The organism is Haladaptatus pallidirubidus, assembly GCF_020700235.1.
GTDB classification, from domain to species: Archaea; Halobacteriota; Halobacteria; order Halobacteriales; family Haladaptataceae; genus Haladaptatus; species Haladaptatus pallidirubidus.
This window is the reverse complement of sequence record NZ_CP085307.1, coordinates 288,273-308,033: the sequence shown is the minus strand read 5'-3', so window position 1 is coordinate 308,033 and position 19,761 is coordinate 288,273. Positions and strand designations below refer to the sequence as shown.

At 51.1% G+C, this 19,761-nt stretch carries 22 protein-coding genes; 14 read left to right on the top strand and 8 right to left on the bottom strand.

Annotated features, from left to right (window positions below; all coding sequences use genetic code 11):
- Window positions 1-28: 28 nt before the first annotated feature.
- Window positions 29-901 carry a fumarylacetoacetate hydrolase family protein gene (locus tag LIX15_RS31130; RefSeq protein ID WP_227779274.1) on the bottom strand — a complete coding sequence of 291 codons (873 nt, stop codon included), beginning with the start codon at window positions 899-901 and terminating at the stop codon, window positions 29-31.
- 321 nt (window positions 902-1,222) lie between these two features.
- A complete protein-coding gene (locus LIX15_RS31125; RefSeq protein WP_227779273.1) occupies window positions 1,223-1,984 on the bottom strand; it encodes an IclR family transcriptional regulator in 762 nt (253 codons plus the stop codon).
- Between the two features lie 124 nt (window positions 1,985-2,108).
- Between LIX15_RS31125 and LIX15_RS31120 the strand changes: the two genes are divergently transcribed.
- The 8 genes from LIX15_RS31120 (at window position 2,109) to LIX15_RS31085 (ending at window position 9,958) form a co-directional block, all read left to right on the top strand.
- Window positions 2,109-3,284, top strand: a complete 1,176-nt coding sequence (locus tag LIX15_RS31120; RefSeq protein ID WP_227779272.1) for a mandelate racemase/muconate lactonizing enzyme family protein — start codon at window positions 2,109-2,111, stop codon at window positions 3,282-3,284.
- Window positions 3,285-3,326: 42 nt separating this feature from the next.
- A complete protein-coding gene (locus LIX15_RS31115; RefSeq protein ID WP_227779271.1) occupies window positions 3,327-3,668 on the top strand; it encodes a hypothetical protein in 342 nt (113 codons plus the stop codon).
- Between the two features lie 289 nt (window positions 3,669-3,957).
- On the top strand, window positions 3,958-5,094 hold the full coding sequence (locus tag LIX15_RS31110; protein ID WP_227779270.1) for an ABC transporter ATP-binding protein: 1,137 nt from the start codon (window positions 3,958-3,960) through the stop codon (window positions 5,092-5,094).
- Between the two features lie 157 nt (window positions 5,095-5,251).
- A complete protein-coding gene (locus LIX15_RS31105) occupies window positions 5,252-6,580 on the top strand; it encodes an extracellular solute-binding protein (protein ID WP_227779269.1) in 1,329 nt (442 codons plus the stop codon).
- Window positions 6,570-7,493, top strand: coding sequence for a carbohydrate ABC transporter permease (locus tag LIX15_RS31100; protein ID WP_227779268.1), 924 nt, complete (start codon window positions 6,570-6,572; stop codon window positions 7,491-7,493). Before LIX15_RS31105 ends, LIX15_RS31100 begins: the two co-directional genes overlap by 11 nt.
- Window positions 7,490-8,350 (top strand): carbohydrate ABC transporter permease, encoded by an 861-nt coding sequence (locus LIX15_RS31095; protein ID WP_227779267.1) that lies wholly within the window; start codon window positions 7,490-7,492, stop codon window positions 8,348-8,350. Before LIX15_RS31100 ends, LIX15_RS31095 begins: the two co-directional genes overlap by 4 nt.
- Window positions 8,347-8,979: a hypothetical protein gene (locus LIX15_RS31090; RefSeq protein ID WP_227779266.1), complete on the top strand. Its 633-nt coding sequence runs from the start codon at window positions 8,347-8,349 to the stop codon at window positions 8,977-8,979. The genes LIX15_RS31095 and LIX15_RS31090 overlap by 4 nt, the downstream gene beginning before the upstream one ends.
- Window positions 8,980-9,070: 91 nt before the next feature.
- Window positions 9,071-9,958 carry an SMP-30/gluconolactonase/LRE family protein gene (locus tag LIX15_RS31085; protein WP_227779265.1) on the top strand — a complete coding sequence of 296 codons (888 nt, stop codon included), beginning with the start codon at window positions 9,071-9,073 and terminating at the stop codon, window positions 9,956-9,958.
- Window positions 9,959-10,940: 982 nt separating this feature from the next.
- Here LIX15_RS31085 and LIX15_RS31080 read toward each other — a convergent pair.
- Entirely contained in the window at window positions 10,941-12,020 is a 1,080-nt protein-coding gene (locus LIX15_RS31080; RefSeq protein WP_227779264.1) for a TrmB family transcriptional regulator, read from the bottom strand.
- Window positions 12,021-12,450: 430 nt separating this feature from the next.
- A complete protein-coding gene (locus LIX15_RS31075; protein WP_265338474.1) occupies window positions 12,451-12,672 on the bottom strand; it encodes a GNAT family N-acetyltransferase in 222 nt (73 codons plus the stop codon).
- A 252-nt stretch (window positions 12,673-12,924) separates the two neighbouring features.
- On the opposite strand from LIX15_RS31075, the gene LIX15_RS31070 reads away from it, so the two are divergent.
- Entirely contained in the window at window positions 12,925-13,221 is a 297-nt protein-coding gene (locus tag LIX15_RS31070; protein ID WP_227779263.1) for a winged helix-turn-helix transcriptional regulator, read from the top strand.
- A gap of 49 nt (window positions 13,222-13,270) precedes the next feature.
- On the opposite strand, the gene LIX15_RS31065 is transcribed toward LIX15_RS31070, so the two are convergent.
- Both LIX15_RS31065 and LIX15_RS31060 read right to left on the bottom strand, forming a co-directional pair.
- Window positions 13,271-13,552, bottom strand: coding sequence for a winged helix-turn-helix transcriptional regulator (locus LIX15_RS31065; protein WP_227779262.1), 282 nt, complete (start codon window positions 13,550-13,552; stop codon window positions 13,271-13,273).
- A 105-nt stretch (window positions 13,553-13,657) separates the two neighbouring features.
- Complete coding sequence (locus tag LIX15_RS31060) at window positions 13,658-14,596, bottom strand: DMT family transporter (protein WP_227779261.1); 939 nt, start codon at window positions 14,594-14,596, stop codon at window positions 13,658-13,660.
- 173 nt (window positions 14,597-14,769) lie between these two features.
- Between LIX15_RS31060 and LIX15_RS31055 the strand changes: the two genes are divergently transcribed.
- The 5 genes from LIX15_RS31055 to LIX15_RS31040 all read left to right on the top strand — a co-directional run bounded on the left by LIX15_RS31055 (window position 14,770) and on the right by LIX15_RS31040 (window position 18,610).
- Entirely contained in the window at window positions 14,770-15,135 is a 366-nt protein-coding gene (locus LIX15_RS31055; RefSeq protein ID WP_227779260.1) for a hypothetical protein, read from the top strand.
- Between the two features lie 162 nt (window positions 15,136-15,297).
- Window positions 15,298-15,411 (top strand): DUF8097 family protein, encoded by a 114-nt coding sequence (locus tag LIX15_RS34145; RefSeq protein WP_486327149.1) that lies wholly within the window; start codon window positions 15,298-15,300, stop codon window positions 15,409-15,411.
- A 245-nt stretch (window positions 15,412-15,656) separates the two neighbouring features.
- Complete coding sequence (locus LIX15_RS31050; protein WP_227779259.1) at window positions 15,657-16,565, top strand: winged helix-turn-helix domain-containing protein; 909 nt, start codon at window positions 15,657-15,659, stop codon at window positions 16,563-16,565.
- A gap of 264 nt (window positions 16,566-16,829) precedes the next feature.
- Window positions 16,830-18,188: an MFS transporter gene (locus LIX15_RS31045; RefSeq protein WP_227779258.1), complete on the top strand. Its 1,359-nt coding sequence runs from the start codon at window positions 16,830-16,832 to the stop codon at window positions 18,186-18,188.
- 245 nt (window positions 18,189-18,433) lie between these two features.
- Window positions 18,434-18,610: a hypothetical protein gene (locus LIX15_RS31040; RefSeq protein WP_227779257.1), complete on the top strand. Its 177-nt coding sequence runs from the start codon at window positions 18,434-18,436 to the stop codon at window positions 18,608-18,610.
- 284 nt (window positions 18,611-18,894) lie between these two features.
- On the opposite strand, the gene LIX15_RS31035 is transcribed toward LIX15_RS31040, so the two are convergent.
- Together LIX15_RS31035 and LIX15_RS31030 are read right to left on the bottom strand one after the other, a co-directional pair.
- Entirely contained in the window at window positions 18,895-19,371 is a 477-nt protein-coding gene (locus tag LIX15_RS31035) for a DUF6069 family protein (RefSeq protein ID WP_227779256.1), read from the bottom strand.
- A gap of 2 nt (window positions 19,372-19,373) precedes the next feature.
- Complete coding sequence (locus LIX15_RS31030) at window positions 19,374-19,532, bottom strand: hypothetical protein (protein WP_227779255.1); 159 nt, start codon at window positions 19,530-19,532, stop codon at window positions 19,374-19,376.
- Between the last annotated feature and the right edge of the window lie 229 nt (window positions 19,533-19,761).

The window sequence follows — 19,761 nt, the reverse complement described above, 5'->3', positions numbered from 1 at the left end:
CCGTCTGCCAACGCGATTTCCCATCCGCTCAGAGCTGTTCGACGGTGTTCTCAAGCGTTCCAATTTTCTCGATGTCGATTCGCACTGTGTCGCCCGCTCGCAAGGTAACGTCATCCGGCGGGATAATGGAGGTTCCGGTGAGCAGCGCCGTTGACTTCGGTACCTCGTTGTACCGTGCGAAGTAGTCGACGAGCTCCTCGCACGTCCGAACCATTTCACTGGTTGAGGTCGAATCCTCGAAGACGATATCGCCGTCGCGGTCAATCTGCATCTGCATCTCCACGTCGAGCGGGTCGCCGACCGTCTCGTCGGTCGAGATGCACGGCCCGATGGCGCAGCTCTTGGAGTAGATCTTGCTCTGCGAGAGGTAGAGGAGGTTCTCGCGCTCGATATCTCGACTACACATGTCGTTGCCGACGGTGTAGCCGACGATCTTCCCATCGTAGAGCACGATAGTAAGTTCCGGTTCGGGAACGTCCCACTCCGAATCGCCCCGGATGCCTACCGCCTCGCGCGGACCGACCGTTCGGCTCGGCGTAGCCTTGAAGTACACCTCTGGTCGCTCGCCCTCATAGGCGTTGACGTACGATTCGGCCAGCCCTCCTTCTCCCTCGCGTGACTCCTGACTAATGGCGTAGGTCACGCCCGCGCCCCATACCTCGTCCGGGTCGAATGGTCGGACGAGGTGCTCCCGGACAGTCGTGAGTTCGATCGTCGGCGCGTTGTCGAGCAGCGACCGCGAGACGTCGTCGACGGTACCATTGGTCAACGCGGCGGCCGAAGCTAGTTCCATGAAAGACGTGGGCCCCTGCTCGGTCGCGGTTAGGTTATACGTCGTCGATTCGTTTGTCTCCACGATGAGGGAGACGGAATTATTCTGTTCTATGCGATAGTATCGCATATGAATAACCTAACGAAGATCGTATTAATATCTTCTGCTGCGTCCAGCGTTCCGGTTCCAAAACAGCCTATTCGGTATTATCGGATATCGTCGTCCGCGGTCATCCTGCTACTAATCTACTGTTATATCAATGGAGAAAATATGCTTCTCCTCCGTTCTGGCCGTGAACAGTCTATTCCTCGCCTCCTTTCCGTTGTCGACCGTCTTCGGCAAGAAGCCATCTCCTATTACAATCATAGATTTGTAATAGAAGTCCACCGAGCGGGATTGTTCATTGGCTCGAATGGATCACTACCGAACTCGGTGTCCGACAACATCGGATCACCGATGTTGTATGTTGACTTCGATGACATTCACTGTGCTGAGTACCTCAGTGGGGATGTCGTCCTCGAACTTCTTTCCGCTCATCCGACTTCGAGGTGCAGAGATACTTACCGCACCGACAACGTCACTGCCAGACATGATGGGGGCGGCGACGCACCGGACGCCCTCCACGCGTTCCTCGTTGTCGACGGCGTATCCCCGGTCGCGGATCATCCGGAGTTCCTCGTCAAGCTGGTCGCGGTCCGTAATCGTGTTCTCGGTCACCGCTGGCAGTCCGTACTGGTCAATAATTTGATCACGTCGCTCCTCGGAGAATTCGGCGAGAATAGCCTTCCCCATGGCCGTCGTGTGGAGGTACACTTCCATCCCTTCGTACGTGTCGAGATTCACCGACTGCGAGCCCTTCACCTTGTATAGGAAGATGCCGAGACCGTTCTCCTCGACCATGAGATTGGCGTGTTCGCCCATGTCGTCGGCCAACTGCTGGATCTCGCGCTCGGCGACTTGGAAGAGTGGCGACTTGATTCGTGCCCTACCACCGAGGTTGAGGAACTTTATGCTGACTCGGTACGTCCGGCCGTCCTGCACGAGATACCCTATGTTAACAAGCGTTTTCAGGTGGTCGTGAACCGTGCTCTTGGGCTTCGAGAAGTAGTCGGCGATCTCAGGGAGCGTCGCTCCATCGAGGTCGTGGACTGTCTCGAGGATATCGAAGCTGAGGGCGGTTGATTTGATCGGTAGGTCGTGGTCGGTGTGCATGTGTGATAGACCTAAGTTCATCCCTCATTAATCATCCGATTATATCGGACTCCGTTCGATAGAGAGTTACTCTCTCTCTCTCTATCGACAAACTTAATATTAGGTGGCTTGCCGAATACAAACGATGTCCGATGTGAGTATCACTGACGTAGAAACGTATATTGTCGCAAATCCGTGGAAACCGTGGGTGTTCGTTCGGCTCAAGACGGACGCCGGTGTCACCGGACTTGCCGAAGCGACGATCCATGACAAGCCTCGAACTGTCGTGCAAGCGATTGAGGAAATGTCAGATTACTTCATCGGCAAGGATCCCTTTGACACCGAGCAAATCTGGTTGGAGATGTATCGCGACGAGTGGTTCTCGAAAAACGTCATCAACACTACGGTCTGCTCAGCTGTCGACATGGCGTGCTGGGACATTAAGGGCAAACTCCTCGACAAACCGGTCTACGAACTCCTCGGCGGGAAGATCCACGGTGACCGGCTGCGTGCGTACGCAAACGGTTGGTACACCGACACGGATGGCGAGCCCGAAGGGTTCGCACGCGCGGCCGAAGGTGTTGTCGACGACGGCTACGACGCGATGAAGTTCGACCCCTTCGGCACCGCGTGGGAGCGGATGCCGAAGAAGGATCTCAACCACGCCGTCGACATCGTCCGGGCGGTTCGCGAGGCGGTCGGCCCCGACATCGACCTACTTATCGAGTGCCACGGCCGCTTCACTGCCGGGCAGGCCGTCAATGTTGCACGGAAACTCGACGAGTTCGACCCTACCTGGTTGGAGGAGCCGTGCCCGCCAGATTCCATCAATAGCCTTCGGGAGGTGGCCGACAAGTCCCCGATTCCGGTCGCAACGGGCGAGCGCCACATGACGAAACACGAGTTCTTCGAACTTGTCACCCGCACGGAGGTCGACATCATTCAGCCCGACCTGATGAACACCGGCGGCCTCACCGAGGGCAAGAAGATTGCCGCCCTCGCGGAGGCCGACCACGTGAGCTTCGCGCCCCACAACCCGCAGGGTCCGGTCGCGTCGGCCATCTACGCCCACCTCTGCTCGACCGTCCCGAACTTCATGATTCAGGAGGTGTTCCAGACTTACGACGTCGAGTGGGTCGACGACCTCTTGATCGAGCCGATCCGGGTCGAGGACGGCTTCCTCGAGATTCCGGAGGGGCCCGGCTTCGGTATCGAACTCGACGAGGACATCGTCGCCGAGCACGAGTACACCGAGGACCGGGTTCACACCATCAACCTCTTCGAGAAGGACTGGGAGAAGCGGGAGGTCGATATGCGGTAAGGCAGGCACGTAGCTTCTGACAGCGTCTGTCCCCCCGTACCGTTGTTTTCCGCGACACCGCGTTTCCGCTGCCGATATTTCCTGATTCTCGCCACCGTCGCCCATGTCACTCCGACCGCTCGACCGCCGAGTCGAGGCGAATCCGACAGCAACCGCCAGATCGGGCTATTCCGATACCTCGACCGGCCGGCCGGTCTCGGCCGCCTCGTGGATGGCTCAGATGGTCCGCATGTCAACCAGCCCGTGCTCGCCGTCGGCGAAGACATTGGCGTTGCCGAGCTCGCGGTCGGCGAAGTAGTCGAACTCTATCTCCATCTGGTTGACCTACTCGATCTCGATGGAGAGCGCGGCGAACTCGTACGGAACATCGTTGAACGCCTCTAGCGAGGATAGCATCCATTATTACCCTCGAAAGGAGATCGCCGGATTCGAAGAATGTTGATGCGAAGGTGCTGTTTTCGAATTCAGACGTTGATACGGAAGTCGATGCCGACCATTCCAACGAATTTGAAGCTGAAAAATTCGAAAGTTCGATCGACGACGGAATTCTAACCGTCGAGTTTGCATCGTCTCTCGTCTTCATTGCCAATATTCAAACTAATCAATTTTTATTGGTAAATTATATATCTTCTTAGGAAAGATATAAACATCAGAAACGATAATCTTGTTAACTATGAGCAGGATACGTTTGGAAGACGTTAGAAAACGATATAGCGGGAATATCGTCGCGGTGGACGATTTCAATTTGGATATCGATGATGGCGAATTCGTTACTATCGTAGGACCATCTGGATCGGGAAAATCAACGATCCTCCGAATGATAGCCGGGCTCGAAGATATTACTGAGGGTGCGATTTACATCGGCAACCAGCGAATCAACGATGTTCAACCTCAGGATCGTGACATAGCCATGGTGTTCCAAAATTACGCACTCTATCCCCATATGACCGTCGAACAGAATATGTCCTATGGATTAAAACTCAATTCGGATCGGTCAAACGAACAGATCGAGAAAGGAGTGAGGGAAGCTGCAGAAATGATGGGGATCGAAGAACAATTGGACAAAAGGCCTAGCGAACTCTCCGGCGGCCAGCAACAGCGCGTCGCAACTGGTCGCGCAATCGTCCGTGATCCATCCGTCTTTCTAATGGACGAACCGCTCTCAAATCTCGATGCGAAACTCCGAGCTCACATGCGTACCGAACTCCAACGAATCCAAGAAGAACTCAATACGACCACGGTTTACGTGACACACGATCAGGAGGAAGCAATGACGATGAGCGATCAAGTTGTAATTTTAAACCACGGAGAACTCCAGCAAGTTGGCACGCCGAGAGAGGTGTTTTCCGAACCGAAAAATACGTTCGTTGCCGAATTCATTGGAAGTCCTTCGATGAATTTCTTCGATGTGCAGTTGCTGGATTCGACACTTACTGGTTCCGACATTGCGTATTCACTATCGGAATCTTTTGCTGGTCGCATTCGGAAACAGAGTACGAACGACAAACTAATTCTTGGAATTCGGCCTGAACATATGTCGTTCGCGGATGAAAGTACTTCCAACGGGATCAAAGCAGTGCTCGAAGTGCGGGAACCAATCGGGGATGACAATTATTTGTACCTACGAAGTGGCGATACTGAGTTCAAGATGCGTGTCTTGGGTCAGATCGACTGCTCGGAAGGTGACAATATCCACGTCTCGTTCGAGGAATCCGACGCACATATTTTTGACCATTCGACGGGGGAGAACATCTTGTTGACTGATTCCACCAGCATCGTCACTTCCGACGCAACGACACAGACAAAGTGAGTTCCCGTAAGGATCACCGTCCCGTGCAGTCTCCTACGTCTGTAGACTCTACATAGAATTGTATTCCAGATAACAACATCATACTTCTTTATAGAATAATTTTATAATATATTTCTTACCAAAACATTTAACACAGTGTGTCTCGCTGTTTGTTAACATGGTAACTACCGGTGTAGGAAATAATACCCTGTCAAGAAGACAGTTTCTCGGTGGTGCCGGTGTAGTTGGTACCGCGGGATTGGCCGGTTGTAATTCATACAACGGAATCGTCGGCCAGGCAAAGAAAAGCGCCAAAACAACGATTCAATTCTGGACGCTTTTCGGCGGTGGCGACGGAGCGACGATGGCATCGATCGTAGATCGATTCAATGAACAACAACCGCTGGGGGATGTCTGGATCGAACGACAACGAATCCCTTGGAATAGATACTATACGAAGTTGTACACCGCTCTGGTTGCGGACAAGGGTCCGGATATTGCAATCATGCATCAGGCCCTAATGGGACGATTTCAGCGAATGCTTGTCCCATTCAATAAGTATCTAAGCGAATCCACCGAGAAAAAATATGTTTCTACGTTATGGAATCGCATGCGTTTCGGCGATGACCAGTTAGCGCTCCCGCTGGATGCTCATCCGATCGGAGTGTACTATAACCCGAAGATTTTCGAAAAGGCCGGTCTTGATCCACAGTCTCCTCCCACAAATTTCCGGGAGTTTAAAAAAGCCTGTAATATGATCGTGAACAAAACTAATGCTCACGCGTTCGCTCCAACTCCGTATCTCGATCCCATTGGGATGCTTAGAACGTTTATCGCTTTCACCCATCAGCGCGGTGGAGAACTGTTCAACGATTCTTTAACGAAAGCCACGTTCGATGATAAGGCCGGTATGAGAGTAGCGGAATTATTTAGCGACATAACCGGAAAGTACGGTTGGGATATCCCAAACGCGTCGGAGAATAGAGCAGATATTGCGTTCCAGGATAACAAATTAGCAATGACGATAAACGGCACTTGGTACGCGGCTGTCCTGGAGTCACTCGAGGGTTTCGAATGGAGCATGTTCAAGCCGTTCGTCGCACCAGGAAAAAAGCAAGGGTATACCGAATCAGGAAGCCACACTATCGTGTTACCCCGAAATCCAAATCGGAACGAGCAAAAAACACAGGCCGCGGTCAACGTCGCCGAATGGATTACGCAGAAGAACCCTGTTTGGGGAACTCGAGCGGGACATTTACCAGCGGCAACCGACGCGTTGAATTCTCAGGCTTTACGCAATTCACCACTGTGGCCTAAATCACTGGCCAAGTTCTCTGAGATGGCGAACGACGATCAGTTTGCCTACCTACCACGAACCCCATTCAATGTCAACAACGATTCAACGTGGAGCTTTTTCCCTGATATCTACGCGCACAACGTACCTCCTCAAAAGGGAATACAGCGAGGAGTAAACAGCATTCAGAAGTTAATCAACGATGTCAATTAAAGATCGATTCGGTTGGGACAGACAGCACCGTATAAGAAAGATTCTTCGACAGCGAGAGACGATTGATGGTATTCTGTTTTCTCTCCCGTATCTCGCTTTTTTCTGTTTATTCCTCCTGTATCCATTGTTACAAGGACTCTATATGAGCCTCTTCGAGTGGGATCCACTCTTTCCCTCACAGTCACAGTTCATCGGCATACAGAACTACGTCTCAATGTTCCAGGATCCAGCGTTTTGGAATGCGTTATGGAACACCGTGTATTTCGTCGTCCTCACTGTACCGACGATGGTAATTTTGAGTTTAGCGCTTGCCCTCGGAGTCAACAAGAAGGTGTTCGGTTGGCGGCACCTACAGACGATATACTTTAGTCCGTATATCCTGACCGTCTCAATTGTTGGAATCGTCTGGTCGCTGTTCTTGATGACCGGATTCGGCCCTCTCAATTATTATCTCGGGTTCATAATGGATAGTCCACCTGATTGGCTCGGTTCTCCAACGTTGGCGATGCCAGTGCTCGCCCTGGTCACCGACTGGTGGCTTCTCGGCTTCAATTTTGTCATCTTACTCGCTGCACGCCAAAACGTTCCACAACGACTGTACGAAGCAGCCAAGCTTGATGGAGCAGGTACGTGGCGAGCGTTTCGAGACATCACGCTTCCACAGATGCGCAACGCGATCGCGTTCGTCGTCATCATTCAGTTTATACAGCAGTTTCAGGTGTTCGGTCAGCCGTACGTGATGACGAACGGTGGGCCCAACAACGCCACTATGACGCTCGTCTTCTATCTTTATAATGCGGCATTTAGCCAACAGCGGTTCGGCTACGCCGCAGCAATCGGCTATCTGCTATTCGCTATTCTCGTCGGCGTTTCGTACATCAACTATCGGTACATCGGGAGTGATTCAGCATGAGTAATTCCACCGTCAGTCGAATCAGTGGTATCAGTAATGACAATATGCTGCGTACGATAGCAATCCATGTTGGGTTGTACGGCGTTGCACTTCTGTTCGTGTTGCCGTACCTCTATATGATTTCGCTATCCCTCCAGCCCGAGAGCATCGCGATCAGTTCGACACCTCATTTCATTCCGCCCGAGATCACTTTCGCGAACTACTCGGAATTAATCTCTAGTTCAATGATTATCCCGTGGGTGATCAACACCTTTGTCGTCGCAACGGTTGCGACAGTACTCGTCCTGATCGTCGATTCGATGATCGCCTTCTCGCTCACGCGGTTGGATTGGCCTGGCCAATCGGTATTGTTGAGCATCATCGTTGCCAGTTTCCTTGTCCCTTTCTACGTGAATCTGGTGCCGCTGTTTATCATCGTGGCTGATCTGGGTCTCGTTAGTGACTTACTCGGCGTAATCCTTCCTGCAGTGGCGAATCCGCTTGGAGTCTTCTTACTTTATCAGTTTTTCCGTGACATCCCCGACGAGTACGACGAGGCCGCTCGACTAGACGGGTTCTCGAGCTTCCAAATCTATACCCGTATTATCCTCCCGATTTCGAAACCGATCCTTTCTGCCCTGGCCATCTTCGTATTCGTCTTCAACTGGAATCAATTCGTTTGGCCCGTGGTGGTGCTCCAGAGTCAGAGTTCGTTCACTCTCCCGCTCGGATTGGTTGTGCTCCGAGATACTTTCACGTTCCAGCCGGGCCTTATCATGGCTTCCGGGGTCATCGCCGCGCTACCGTTGTTTATATTGTTCTTACTATTACAGGATCGCATCATCGAAGCGGTGAAGTTCCAAGGGACAACCGGATGACCACCACAACCACGAGTATGGATCATTTTCGCCGCTCGTTTCAGCGGACTGGGACTTTTATCTTCCAACATAGCATATCTCTCGTGATAATAAGCATTTGCTGGTTTGTTGGCTCGCTTCCCCTTGTAACATCTGGTCCGGCCACACTTGGCGCGTACTCGGCAATACATTCGATCCGAAATGGCGACCGGATTGAGACGAGGATGATTCGTCGAACACTGCGTCGTCATGGCCTCAATGCGACTCTTTTAGGCTTTGTTCCCATCATCGTCGGCATAATCACAGCTATTTACTTTCACCAATATATTGTAACAAATTCCACTTTTTATATCGTCTTCGCTATTGGTGGTGTGTATCTGTTCGCATTTCTCTTGCTCATATCACTTACAACATTTGTCCGCCTTTCCGATGGGTGCACGTTCGTAGAAGCAGTAAAAGATAGCTACGGCTGGGTAATCCACAATCCACTACTTTCTATGATGATCATGCTAACTTCGGGTGTTCTCCTCCTAATTGGTATCATTTCGATCGTCGGGCTAGTCGTCATAATCCCTGCAATTTTATTTAGCTTTCATTTAGAAGTCGTCCAGACCAATGTATCGCAAATCGCCCAAAACGGTGATCCATAACGGAAGAAGTCAATCATGGATTATAATTCCAGGTGTACGCTTAGTTAGATTCAAAGAGTATCTTGATGTGGTTTCAGGATGAAAATTGCCCATGGTACGAATTGAACGTGTCGCAGACGTGCACGCCGAAACCGGCGAAAATCCGCTGTGGCATCCAGACGAGAAACGGCTCTACTGGCTCGATATTCCGCCGGGGAAACTCTATTGCTATGATCCCAAAACAGATTCAAACGAACTCGCCTACGAGACGCCTGACGCGTCCGCCATTGGAGGATTCACTATCGAAGAGGATGGGGCACTATTGCTCTTCGGGGCTGGTGGTCACATAACTAAATGGGAACCGGCGACGTCTAGGACGACTGTCGTCGTTGATGGCATCGACAGGGAAGCAAATGGCCGATTCAACGATGTTATTGCCACGCCCGAGGGACGGGTATTCTGCGGGTCAATGCCGACCGAGAACCATCTTGGTTCACTCTATAGACTCGACAGAAACGGATCTGTGACAACCGTCCTTTCGGACATCAATATCGCCAATGGCATGGGGTTTACCGCCGACGAAAAAACATTTTATTTCACTGAATCGAACGCCCGGCGTATTTATATGTTCGACTATTCCCGTGAAAGCGGAGAACTTTCCTCTCGTCGAACGTTCGTCCAAACACCGGCGGATAACGGTATTCCCGACGGAATGACTGTTGACGCCGACGGTTGTGTATGGTCAGCACGGTGGAATGGTGGCGTCGCCGTACGGTACGACCAAAATGGGAACTCCATCGACGAAATTGAATTTCCGGCTCGCAAAGTGTCAAGCGTCGTCTTCGGCGGCCCAGACTTCAAAGATCTTTATGTGACAACCGCACTTGGGGAAGGTGGTTGCCGATCAAAAGAGGGTGACGGTGCCGGAGCTCTCTTTCGAGTAACTGGACTTCCAGTAGGTGGTGTTCCAGAGTACCATTCTAGAGTCGTGACTGAGTAGGTCGAGTTCGGGCCAAACGATGGTGACCGAAGCACAGGTCACTTCTGCATTCTGAACCCAATCTGGTCCTACCTCTAAGAACACCCCACAAGTTTCATAGTCCGTCCAGCTTTCTGCCACTGATATCGGTGAATCTTGAGCCATTTTGTTGTCATCTGTTTTAATAGCAAGGCCAGCTACATTCCAACTCCCGTTATTCCACCATTGGTGAGGCCCTGAATGTATAGAAGCTCGAATCGCCAGTCGCAACTTCTGACCGAGCCCACTTTTGAGAATTCAGCCTGAACCACCCTAAGACATATAGTCAATAAGATATCATCTTCGGCATATGGACGCCCTAAATCCCCTCCATAAGACAGGGAACCCTCCTCGAATTGGCTATCGTATCTTCTCTGCGATTTTGGGAGTGATAACACTGCTAACGTTCGGAACTGATCGATTCTTGTATGAAACCACTGGTCAGTCACTTGGAGAACTCCCCGCCTTTGTCATGGCTGGTGTCCTTCTCGTCGTCGGAGTAAGTTCCTTCTACGCATCGTTAGACGGTCAAGACATCAAAACGGCAATTTTCCTCGCATTAGGGCCAGTTAGTGGTCTCTTCGTGTATTTACTCGGCTATCATTTTGTCTTCCCACCCAGTACTGACTCCCCAACGTCGCTCATATTCCTCGCCTTTGCTGGGGTCCTCGTTGTGATAGGGACTGGAGCACACCTGTATGGCCTCTTTCTCCGAAAAGTTCGTACTATTTTATATTAATTACAGCCGATCTCATTACTGGTTCGGCACTGTCTAGTTAAGCGATTCTAGCGTATATTGCCGTTACAATCGGTGACTGCTCGTACTCACCTGTCAATTCGATCTAAACCAAGAGATTGACGGCGCGTCAGATTGAGATGATAGTAAGTTTTAGGTTCAGTTTGCTATAATTCAACACAGATACAACCAGATGATGGATATTAAAACAGTCTGATAAATATTAGCTCAATTGAGAAATGTAATGTCCTCAATGATGACTCGGTCTACCTCAATATCTTCGAGAGTTGCACCATGACCGCCAATCGTATAGTGTTCATCATCCGTCTCAATGACAAGCGTAGCCTGCCCGATCAAATGAAATACGGATGCCGGTCCATCAGTGGCTGGTTCGCCAGCATATTGGATGTCAATGAGTTGTCCTGAAAACTCACACGCGCGTTTCGTGTGAGTCCACCGACCGTGAATTTGAGCAATCACAGTTGCATCATCGCGTAATAGTGGTTCAACCATTCGAATGCAGTCGCGTATTTCTCCGAAAACAATCGGCAGTTGCGTCGAATCCTGGTGTAACGGCTCAGCGATTTCCGCTAAACCCGCAAGATAGAACCAGAACACGAATTCATGGAGCGGATCGTCAACAAGGATACCGTACTCGTCGGCTGAACCGATGTACAAGGCGAAGCCGACTTTCTGGTGGTCGATTAGGGCGGCGAAAGGCTTTCCCCAGCAGGAGACCGTCCGGCGTGCCTCCGTGCATATTCCTTCGAAATCCTCCGTGTCAAGCGAAAATTCTTCATCCGGCCGTGGATGGATCACGACACTGGTATAGACACCACGTTCGTACGCCTCGCGAAGCGTCGGTCGGAGTTTCTGAAACTGAACGGGAGTCAACGACATGAGAACATGATGTTCGGCATCACGAATATCTCGTCTAGTTTGCTCGAAGATCGTCGTGAATCGCCGGACGATGGTGATTTCATGATCATGAGTCTCCGGCTGCTGCCAGCGAGATTCGATCTCCTCAATGCCAGATTCGAAGCGCCCGACACGATTTCTGAGGCTTCCGAGCGCATCTGCCGGATCGGGTGCACGGGCGTATAACTGGTCTTGTTCGTACGTGACGACGTACCCGTCATCTTCCAGGTCACGGAGGACATCATAGATACGTGGTCCTGGAACACCACTTGCGGTCGCTATCTCGCTCGCCGACGCTGCTCCGAGTTCAAGTAGTGTAACGTAGGCCCTGGCCTGATAAGGGGACAACCCAGCGTCTTTTAGTACTGAAATGAGTTCACCGGTTTCCATAATCGGTCTGTACGAGGTACGTAGCTAAATCTGAATTGTCGAGTGTATCTACAGGAGCGGTTGCAACGTTCCTGTCTTTAAGCTGCTCTTTCCAGTGTGCCTTAGTGCGCTGGTATGTGTGCTTATCCGGTGCCTGCTGCAGAGGCAACACCGGCAATGAACCACCACTTAGTGCCAGCGCGTGGTTCTTGGTTTTCTTGTTCTTCGTTCGAGAAATTTCGGCGATGTTCCCAAGCCATTGCAAGAGTTGGTAGGTGAGGAGAGGAGATAATACTTGTCAATTTTATTAACAATAGCTGTTGTAGGACAACACCTGTTGTACATTCACGTCTTATCTGAGATATGGTAATACCACCAATTGAGTTCTGTTTGGAGGGCGTTAAGTCACGAAATTGTTGTATTCCGGAGGTCACCTTCGATCCATTGTCCGTCAATTTTCGCGTAAGAGTCCGTACCAAAGCATATCATGATATTCACCCTGAAACCACGTGGCCTCCCGCAGAGTTCCCTCATGTTCAAACCCAAGTGATTCCAGAAGCTCGATTGACGCCTCGTTAACGCTCCCGACCTGTGCGCTCACTCGCCGGAGGTTCCGACTTCGACGAAAATGTGTCGGTAATATGTGTCGGTAATTACGGGTTCGATGCTTCATCAGGCCCGTCTGGCTCTGTCTGGCCGAAATAAGCGCTCATATGTACGCTACGAGCCGTTTTGTGATAAACTCGGCAGTAGTGTCGTTTGAACGTAGTAGAGACTGTCATAGTTCGAGGCTGAATACTTGCCAGGACGGTTTCTCTGGACAGTACCCAGCATTATATCTCGGGCCTATCCGACCAAAGCGGAGCAATGACTCTCGGAATCAAGTGTGGAAATCTGTTTAACCGAGGCTCGAATACGTTCCTTCATGGAAAAGGAAGACGGAGAGGTTGTCGAAGAAACCCGCGTGATGGAGCTTTTCCGGTCGAAGTGGGCACTTTCTGCGCTTGTCGCACTCAGTGAGAGCGACCTCCGGTTTAACGATTTGAAACGCGCGATCGGCAGTGCCCCGTCGAATACGCTGTCAGACCGACTCTCTGAACTGGAAGCAGAACAGCTCATCACGAGAACGATTGAAGATGGGGCACCGCCGCACGTGATTTACGCGCTCACGTCACGCGGGCGGCGCGTCGTCGAAATCATCGACCAAATCGAGCAGCTGTAATTGCCGTCCTTCTCTGAACGGTTTATAGGAAAAAGGAGAGTGCTGATGTTCAGACCGTAGCGAGTTCAGCGAGAATCCGGCGTAATTCGTTCCCGCGGTCGGTGAGTTCATATCGGACTAGCTTCGGCGATGTTCGCTCGACCGTCCGAATGATGAGATCTTCTTCCTCCAGCTGCTGTAGTCGGAGCGAGACGGTACTCGGCGGTGCGTCTTCGAGTTGCCGTTTTAGTTCATTAAAATGTAAGCCATCGTTCTCCAAGTGACGTAAGATGGGAAAGGTCCACTCGCACCCGAGTACTTCCCACACGCCGGTCCATTCATTTCGCGTCATTGGGTAGCCAATACGTCTTGCATCGAATTATAGTTGCACGTGATTCGAGCAGTACCGTGCTCGTCAGGGGGAGTGGGTGGTCTCGGTCGTTCACGCTGGCGAGCATCAATCATCAGTCACAGGCTCGATGTCTGCCGTTCGAATCTTCGCAATCTCACGTTTCAACTCGTCCGCCTTCATCAGATAGAAGCCGATGAAGATCACGAGGAATCCAACCATCGTGACTAAGGTGATTATTTCGTCTAGCCAGAGCCACCCGGTGATCGCCGCGGTCACCGGCATGAGATACCCGCCGACGTTGACTTCCAGCGGACTGAGGTGATCGAGCAGCTCGAAGTAGACAAAGTATCCCACGCCGGTCACGATGACGCCGAGAAACAGCGTTGCGAAGATCGCTTCACCAGTCCACTGGATTGAGGCAATTGACCGCTCGCCCCGGACGGCACTGACAGCGATAAGCGGAAGAACGCCGATTCCCATCGACCACGCCACGAGGGTTTCGCTCGGAAGCGGTGCCTGGATACGCTTGACGACGATACCGCCCAGCGCGAACATGAGGGCTGACAGTACGAGTAGCGCGAGTCCGTACGTCCGCGCCCCGAAGAGATTCGATGGCGACGGGTGGACGACGAGGACTGCGCCGACGAATCCGAGGGTGACGCCGAAGAGGTCGCGTGCCCGCAAGCGCTCACTCGGTAGCAACGCAAGCGTCAATCCCGGGGTAAGCAACGGAATCAACGCGGATACTACGGCGGCAATCGCACCGGAAACGTACTGCTGGCCCAGGAAGAGCGCGATCGGGTAGATCGTGAACATGAATAACCCGTTTGCGCTGACAGCCAGCCAGTCGCGACGGCCGACCGGATACTGATAATCGGTAAGAAACACTGTGTATCCGAGCATGATCACCGCGCCGATCCCGAAGCGGAAAACCGCATAGAGCACTGGTGGTATGGTCGAGAGCCCGGCTTTCACCGCCACGAAGCCCGCGCCCCAGACCGTTACCAAAAAGACGAACAGGACGATGACACGCGACTGCTTCATTGTCTCCCCATCCGTGTTAACGTATGGTGGCTGAGATGACCCGAGCCAAATCTGCAATTCATACTCGATGTTAGTCGTCGTCGTGCAAATATTGGATAGTAGTGTGGTTCGAACCTTGTTCGGCCGAGCTCAGTAGCATGTTTATTGTCCGGTCAGCTATATCTCGGTCTGGCATGGCCGATGTGTCGATAGTCGAATTAGAAACCGAAGACGACTGGCTCCACGGATTACCCGTCTTGAAGCAGCTTCGGACGCACCTTACCAAAACTTTGCTCCTGGACCGTCACACCGAGATGCAGGCGGAGGGATACCGACAGTTCGCAGCTACTGTCGATGACTCGACGAATCTCTTCTACGATGGGATTTCCGAGATAACGGTCGAAAACATCATTCTCCACGGTGATATGGCAGCTGTGAACGGTGTCATAACCCCCGACAATGGAGACACCCACGCATTTTGTGAAGTGTTCAAATTCGAGGGGCACATGAAGGACGCAAACATCAAGTCTATCGACTCATACGTGGTCGAGATGGTCTGATAGACCGGAACACTACCCAATCGAGCTGATTTTCGGCGAAGAATTCGCCAGGCGTCATGCGATACATTATCAATGGCCCCCTCGATTCAAATTCACTCCCTTCCGAATGACCGGCAGCCGGTAGTGACGGTGGGGACTTCGTCATTCTGTTAGCTATACGGCCTGTATGTAACACCGAGGCCAGGAAGATCGTGTGGTAGCGCGATTGGAACGGTGCTTTACAGGCTCTGGTACGGAATTCTCTACCCACTTCCCAGCACAACGACTAGACAATAGACACGCTCGATCTCTCAGAGCTGAGTTAACGCGAACTACATTATAGTGGTTTAGTGTCGCAACATCACTGGATTCTGGCTGTCAACGACTATTGAGGGGAATAGTATGCATTAAGAGAGCCAACATCAACATTTGTCTCTCCCTAGAATATCACAGTTTCGGAGACTCATGTATCGGTGAGTGCCGAGACTGTGCATCACGCAATTCCCGGTATGCCTATGGCAAAACGTCTCTAAGAAAGAGACATGAGTGACCAGTTCGTCCAACAGATCGAGCCTGAGGAGGCGTTTGCTGCTCTCTCCGACGAGACACGCCTCAGGATCCTGCAGGTACTCTGGAAATCCGATGTTCAAACAGTACCGTTTTCCGAGTTACGTCGGGCCGTCGGAATGCGCGACCCAGGTCAATTCAACTACCACCTTGACAAGCTCATAGGACAATTCGTCATCAAGACCGATGGCGGATATCGGCTGACACAAGCGGGCAAGCACGTGAACGGGGCCATTGCGTCGGGGATGTACACGGCGCACGAGACTCTCGATCCGATCGTGTTGAATCACTTGTGTCAAAATAGTGGCGAACCTCTAACGTTACGGTATGAAAATGAAACTGTCCGCATCGGGTGTGATTCCTGTTCATCATGTCCATCCGGTTGGGAGGCACCCATTCCACCTGCTGTATTTACCGGGTACGACCGGGATGAGATTCCGGAAGCTGTGAGTCAATATTTCCGGACGAAAGTCCAACAGGTCATCAATGGCTTCTGCCCGTTCTGTAATGGGCAGATGAAGCCAACTGTAGAACTTTTTGATACGATGGATGGAGATCGATCATCAGAGAATGAGTCTGAAAACCCGAGTAGACGACCTCTCGATCCAGTAATTCTATTTGATTGCCAACAGTGTGGTACCCAGTCGCAAGTCGCGTTAAACCATGCACTCCTGCTCACTGATCCTCTCGTTGCCAGTTTTTATTGCGAGAATGAAATTATTGTTCAGGAACGTTTTATCTGGGAGTTATCTGAACTCAGTCCCGTCAGAGTAAATATCGAAAGCCAAAGTCCACTCCAATTGAATGTAACGTTCCGAGTTGAGGACTCCATCCTTAGCGTTGTCGTTGACGAAACGTTCGACATCATCGATATTGACACATAACTTGACGCTGTTCGAGTCATCTACCGACCAAAACGGTATTCTCAGCACGGAATCTCTCCACACGTATTGAAGAATCGGCTCCGCTGGTCGTCAAACAGACTTGCCGTTCTTATCGCCGTGATGTGGTGGAAACCACTTGACGCTATTATGTTGATTCTCTTCGTGAGATCAAACTCGATTGAGTTGCCAAATGGAATATAGAACAAAACTTCTGTACAACTCGTAACAGAAATATCATTCTAATTATATTTATGGCCTCACCGTGTGATTGATCAGGATATGCGTGGTGCCTTTCAGAATCGAACGTTTCGTCGATTGTTTATAGGCCGTGTAATAACCAATGTTGGCGACAGCTTCTACCTTGTCGCCGCGATGTGGCTCGTTTACAGTTTGACCAACGATCCTGTCTACACGGGTATCGCGGGATTCGTAACAATGATCCCGCAGGTGTTTCAATTTCTCGCAGGACCACTGGTTGATCGGTGGTCGATTCGACGAACGCTCGTCGGCACACAACTTATTCAGGCGGTTGTCGTCTCAGTGATTCCGATAGCCCATGTTTTCGGATTCCTTACCGTTGAGTTAGTGCTCCTCGTAATGCCAGTCCTTTCGGCACTCAACCAATTAGTGTATCCGGCGCAGAGTACCGCACTCCCACGTATCCTCGAAAAAGAAGAACTGGTCGCAGCCAATTCAGCGTTCTCGGTCGCCTACCAGGGGTTCGACATGGTAGCGAATGGGGTTGGTGGTGTCCTTATCGGTCTTTTCAGTGCAATTGCATTGTTTGTACTTGACGCCATTACGTTCGGGGTCGCTGCAATCGTGTTTGCAACTGTCTCGATTCCATCTACAAATACGGTACCGGATGACAACGAGTCCGAAGAATTCTCGACGTTGCCAGATGACGAGCGGCAAGCTAAGGACAGCGGTAATTCCATTGTTACAGACGGTGACGGTTCACACACGAGAGCCGAAGACTCCGACTCCTACCTGACGCGTATGCGCGAAGGAGTGGCCGTTCTTCGTGGCACACCCCTTGTGCTGTTACTTGCCGGGGCAGTAGTTGCCAACTTTTCTGTTGGGATGATGCTGGCAGCGACGCCTGCGTACGCTGACTCTCTTGTCGTTCCTGGAGTGTTGAGTCAGATTGGTGCAGCTGGCACGTATGGGATCCTCATGGGATCAATCGCAGCCGGCGGCTTTGTCGGGGCGCTCGCCTCAAATTTCGTTGCGACACGTCCATTGGGATGGAGCATGATCGTTGGATACACCATTGCGGGAGTACTTTGGAGCTGTGCACTCCTCGCTAATTGGCTCCCTTTGACGGCCTTGCTCTTTGCCCTGACTAACATCCCTATCGGGATTGTTTCCGTGTATGTAACCACAGTGTTTCAAGCCGCACCGCCAGCAGAGAAGGTTGGACGAGTGAGTAGTATTTACGGTTCGGCGTCAGCATCCATGATTCCGATTGGTTCGCTAGCTGGGGGAATCTTCGCTGGCTGGGTCAGCCCACAAGCTGCGATGGCTGCACTCGGGGTCGCAGCCATCTCATTGGCTTTGTATGTGCTTGTGAATCCAGAGCTTCGTGAGCTGCCATCTCCAGATCGCGTAACGATCGAGTGATACACAGAGTTCATGTGATAGCTGTTTTGTCGGAACCTGATTAAACGAGTAGAGAATGTTGAGATCCTATACATTGAGAGTACTGATTTCAACTTTTGTGGTGAGCGAAATCGTACCACAATCTCAGAGGGTGGATTTGATGCATGTCATATTTGCGGCGTAGAGAACCATAGAACAAGTGGATATTGAAAGAATAAGGTAAGAGGAATCACCATGGTTATCGTCCGTATCAACATAGTAGTTGTATGGCGAAGAGCGACACTGACGAGGAATCTGACAACGATATCGAGTGGATAGCAATTGGGGCAGGGTTAGGCATGGCAATCGGCGCAGCCGCTGGAATGACTGGTGCAGGACTCGTCCTCGGAGCAGGTGCCGGTGTCGCATATCAGGCAGCTAAGCCAAAGAAAAAGATAACTTGAACGCGTATAACGGGATTAGAGAGATACTCTTGGGCATCCAGCAATCGCTTCTCGGCTACGCATCCGTAAATATTCGGATTGTTTCAGAAGAAATTAAGGGGCATCTCCTCATCAGTGGAACTGGATTGACAGTAGGTGGTTCTATTGTCGGACGTGGTCAATAAGCACTCCACTGAGCGGTTGGTTCGCTCTGGCGGGTTGGGAAAGAGAGGCACGCATTAAAATCATTCTCCGAGAATGTACCTGGCCACAGTTTCGGAGGATAGGCTGTTTCAGCATTTGATTCACATAGTTACTAACTTATCTAAGAAAATATTAATATTTATACTAGTTAATATAGAAAGTAATATAACGCATATTGCGGCGTCAACTATGTGAATACTGATCAAGGTGATGATCGCGGCAGGGGTGTGTCCCGGCCCACTCCCGTACAACATTGCAACATCTGGAATTATCGAGAGGGTGAGGGCTACAACGGCTATCTGACGGTAAAGGGAGATGGGATTTTGACTATACCGAGCTACCACCACAAAGGTGAGGACAGCCACACTGACAGCGATAATAGTGACCGTAATGAGGTGTCCCCACATCAAATGATGGAATGAAGGTGAGATATTGAATATCACCAACGAGAACTCACGTATTGCAATGTTAGCGACCACTGACGTGGCGATTACTATAGGCCCGACCCACCACAGTCGGGATAGAGAAATGGGCTCTTGTCTCTCGGTACTTCTTGCAGAAGGTATTGCGTCTCCCATGATCAGTCTCCCATGCCCATGCTCTTTTGAAAGTGCGTTACCGAAACATCGATTGAAGCGTATCTATCCCTCCCCACCGTCGCATTTATAGCGAAGTAGCGGAGGTCAGTTCCGACGCTGCCGAACAGCCCTGTGTCAAATTGGATGGTCTGTTTCGTCATAGATCGTTTAGTTCTACCAATAAACGAGAACCAATGGAGCATGGATTCGCCGCCGGAGATATTCGGCTCACTTAAATAAGGGGCCATTATTCCTCTTGTAGGATTTGATCGAGGAGGCAAACACATGACGGGAAGCCACTCCACTAAATTACCTGAGCGACGAACTGATGAGGACTACAGAAATCAACAGACAGATACACGAACGAGGTATGCAACAATTCTCTTGAAA

Coding starts and splice junctions, on each gene's coding strand:
- LIX15_RS31070 (WP_227779263.1), top strand. CDS start 12,925: ATGGAAAAGGAAGACGGAGAGGTTGTCGAAGAAACCCGCGTGATGGAG.
- LIX15_RS31125 (WP_227779273.1), bottom strand. CDS start 1,984: ATGCACACCGACCACGACCTACCGATCAAATCAACCGCCCTCAGCTTC.
- LIX15_RS31075 (WP_265338474.1), bottom strand. CDS start 12,672: ATGAAGCATCGAACCCGTAATTACCGACACATATTACCGACACATTTT.
- LIX15_RS31110 (WP_227779270.1), top strand. CDS start 3,958: ATGAGCAGGATACGTTTGGAAGACGTTAGAAAACGATATAGCGGGAAT.
- LIX15_RS31085 (WP_227779265.1), top strand. CDS start 9,071: ATGGTACGAATTGAACGTGTCGCAGACGTGCACGCCGAAACCGGCGAA.
- LIX15_RS31065 (WP_227779262.1), bottom strand. CDS start 13,552: ATGACGCGAAATGAATGGACCGGCGTGTGGGAAGTACTCGGGTGCGAG.
- LIX15_RS31035 (WP_227779256.1), bottom strand. CDS start 19,371: ATGGGAGACGCAATACCTTCTGCAAGAAGTACCGAGAGACAAGAGCCC.
- LIX15_RS31055 (WP_227779260.1), top strand. CDS start 14,770: ATGGCCGATGTGTCGATAGTCGAATTAGAAACCGAAGACGACTGGCTC.
- LIX15_RS31040 (WP_227779257.1), top strand. CDS start 18,434: ATGGCGAAGAGCGACACTGACGAGGAATCTGACAACGATATCGAGTGG.
- LIX15_RS31030 (WP_227779255.1), bottom strand. CDS start 19,532: ATGACGAAACAGACCATCCAATTTGACACAGGGCTGTTCGGCAGCGTC.
- LIX15_RS31050 (WP_227779259.1), top strand. CDS start 15,657: ATGAGTGACCAGTTCGTCCAACAGATCGAGCCTGAGGAGGCGTTTGCT.
- LIX15_RS31105 (WP_227779269.1), top strand. CDS start 5,252: ATGGTAACTACCGGTGTAGGAAATAATACCCTGTCAAGAAGACAGTTT.
- LIX15_RS31090 (WP_227779266.1), top strand. CDS start 8,347: ATGACCACCACAACCACGAGTATGGATCATTTTCGCCGCTCGTTTCAG.
- LIX15_RS31095 (WP_227779267.1), top strand. CDS start 7,490: ATGAGTAATTCCACCGTCAGTCGAATCAGTGGTATCAGTAATGACAAT.
- LIX15_RS31130 (WP_227779274.1), bottom strand. CDS start 901: ATGCGATACTATCGCATAGAACAGAATAATTCCGTCTCCCTCATCGTG.
- LIX15_RS31060 (WP_227779261.1), bottom strand. CDS start 14,596: ATGAAGCAGTCGCGTGTCATCGTCCTGTTCGTCTTTTTGGTAACGGTC.
- LIX15_RS31080 (WP_227779264.1), bottom strand. CDS start 12,020: ATGGAAACCGGTGAACTCATTTCAGTACTAAAAGACGCTGGGTTGTCC.
- LIX15_RS31100 (WP_227779268.1), top strand. CDS start 6,570: ATGTCAATTAAAGATCGATTCGGTTGGGACAGACAGCACCGTATAAGA.
- LIX15_RS31120 (WP_227779272.1), top strand. CDS start 2,109: ATGTCCGATGTGAGTATCACTGACGTAGAAACGTATATTGTCGCAAAT.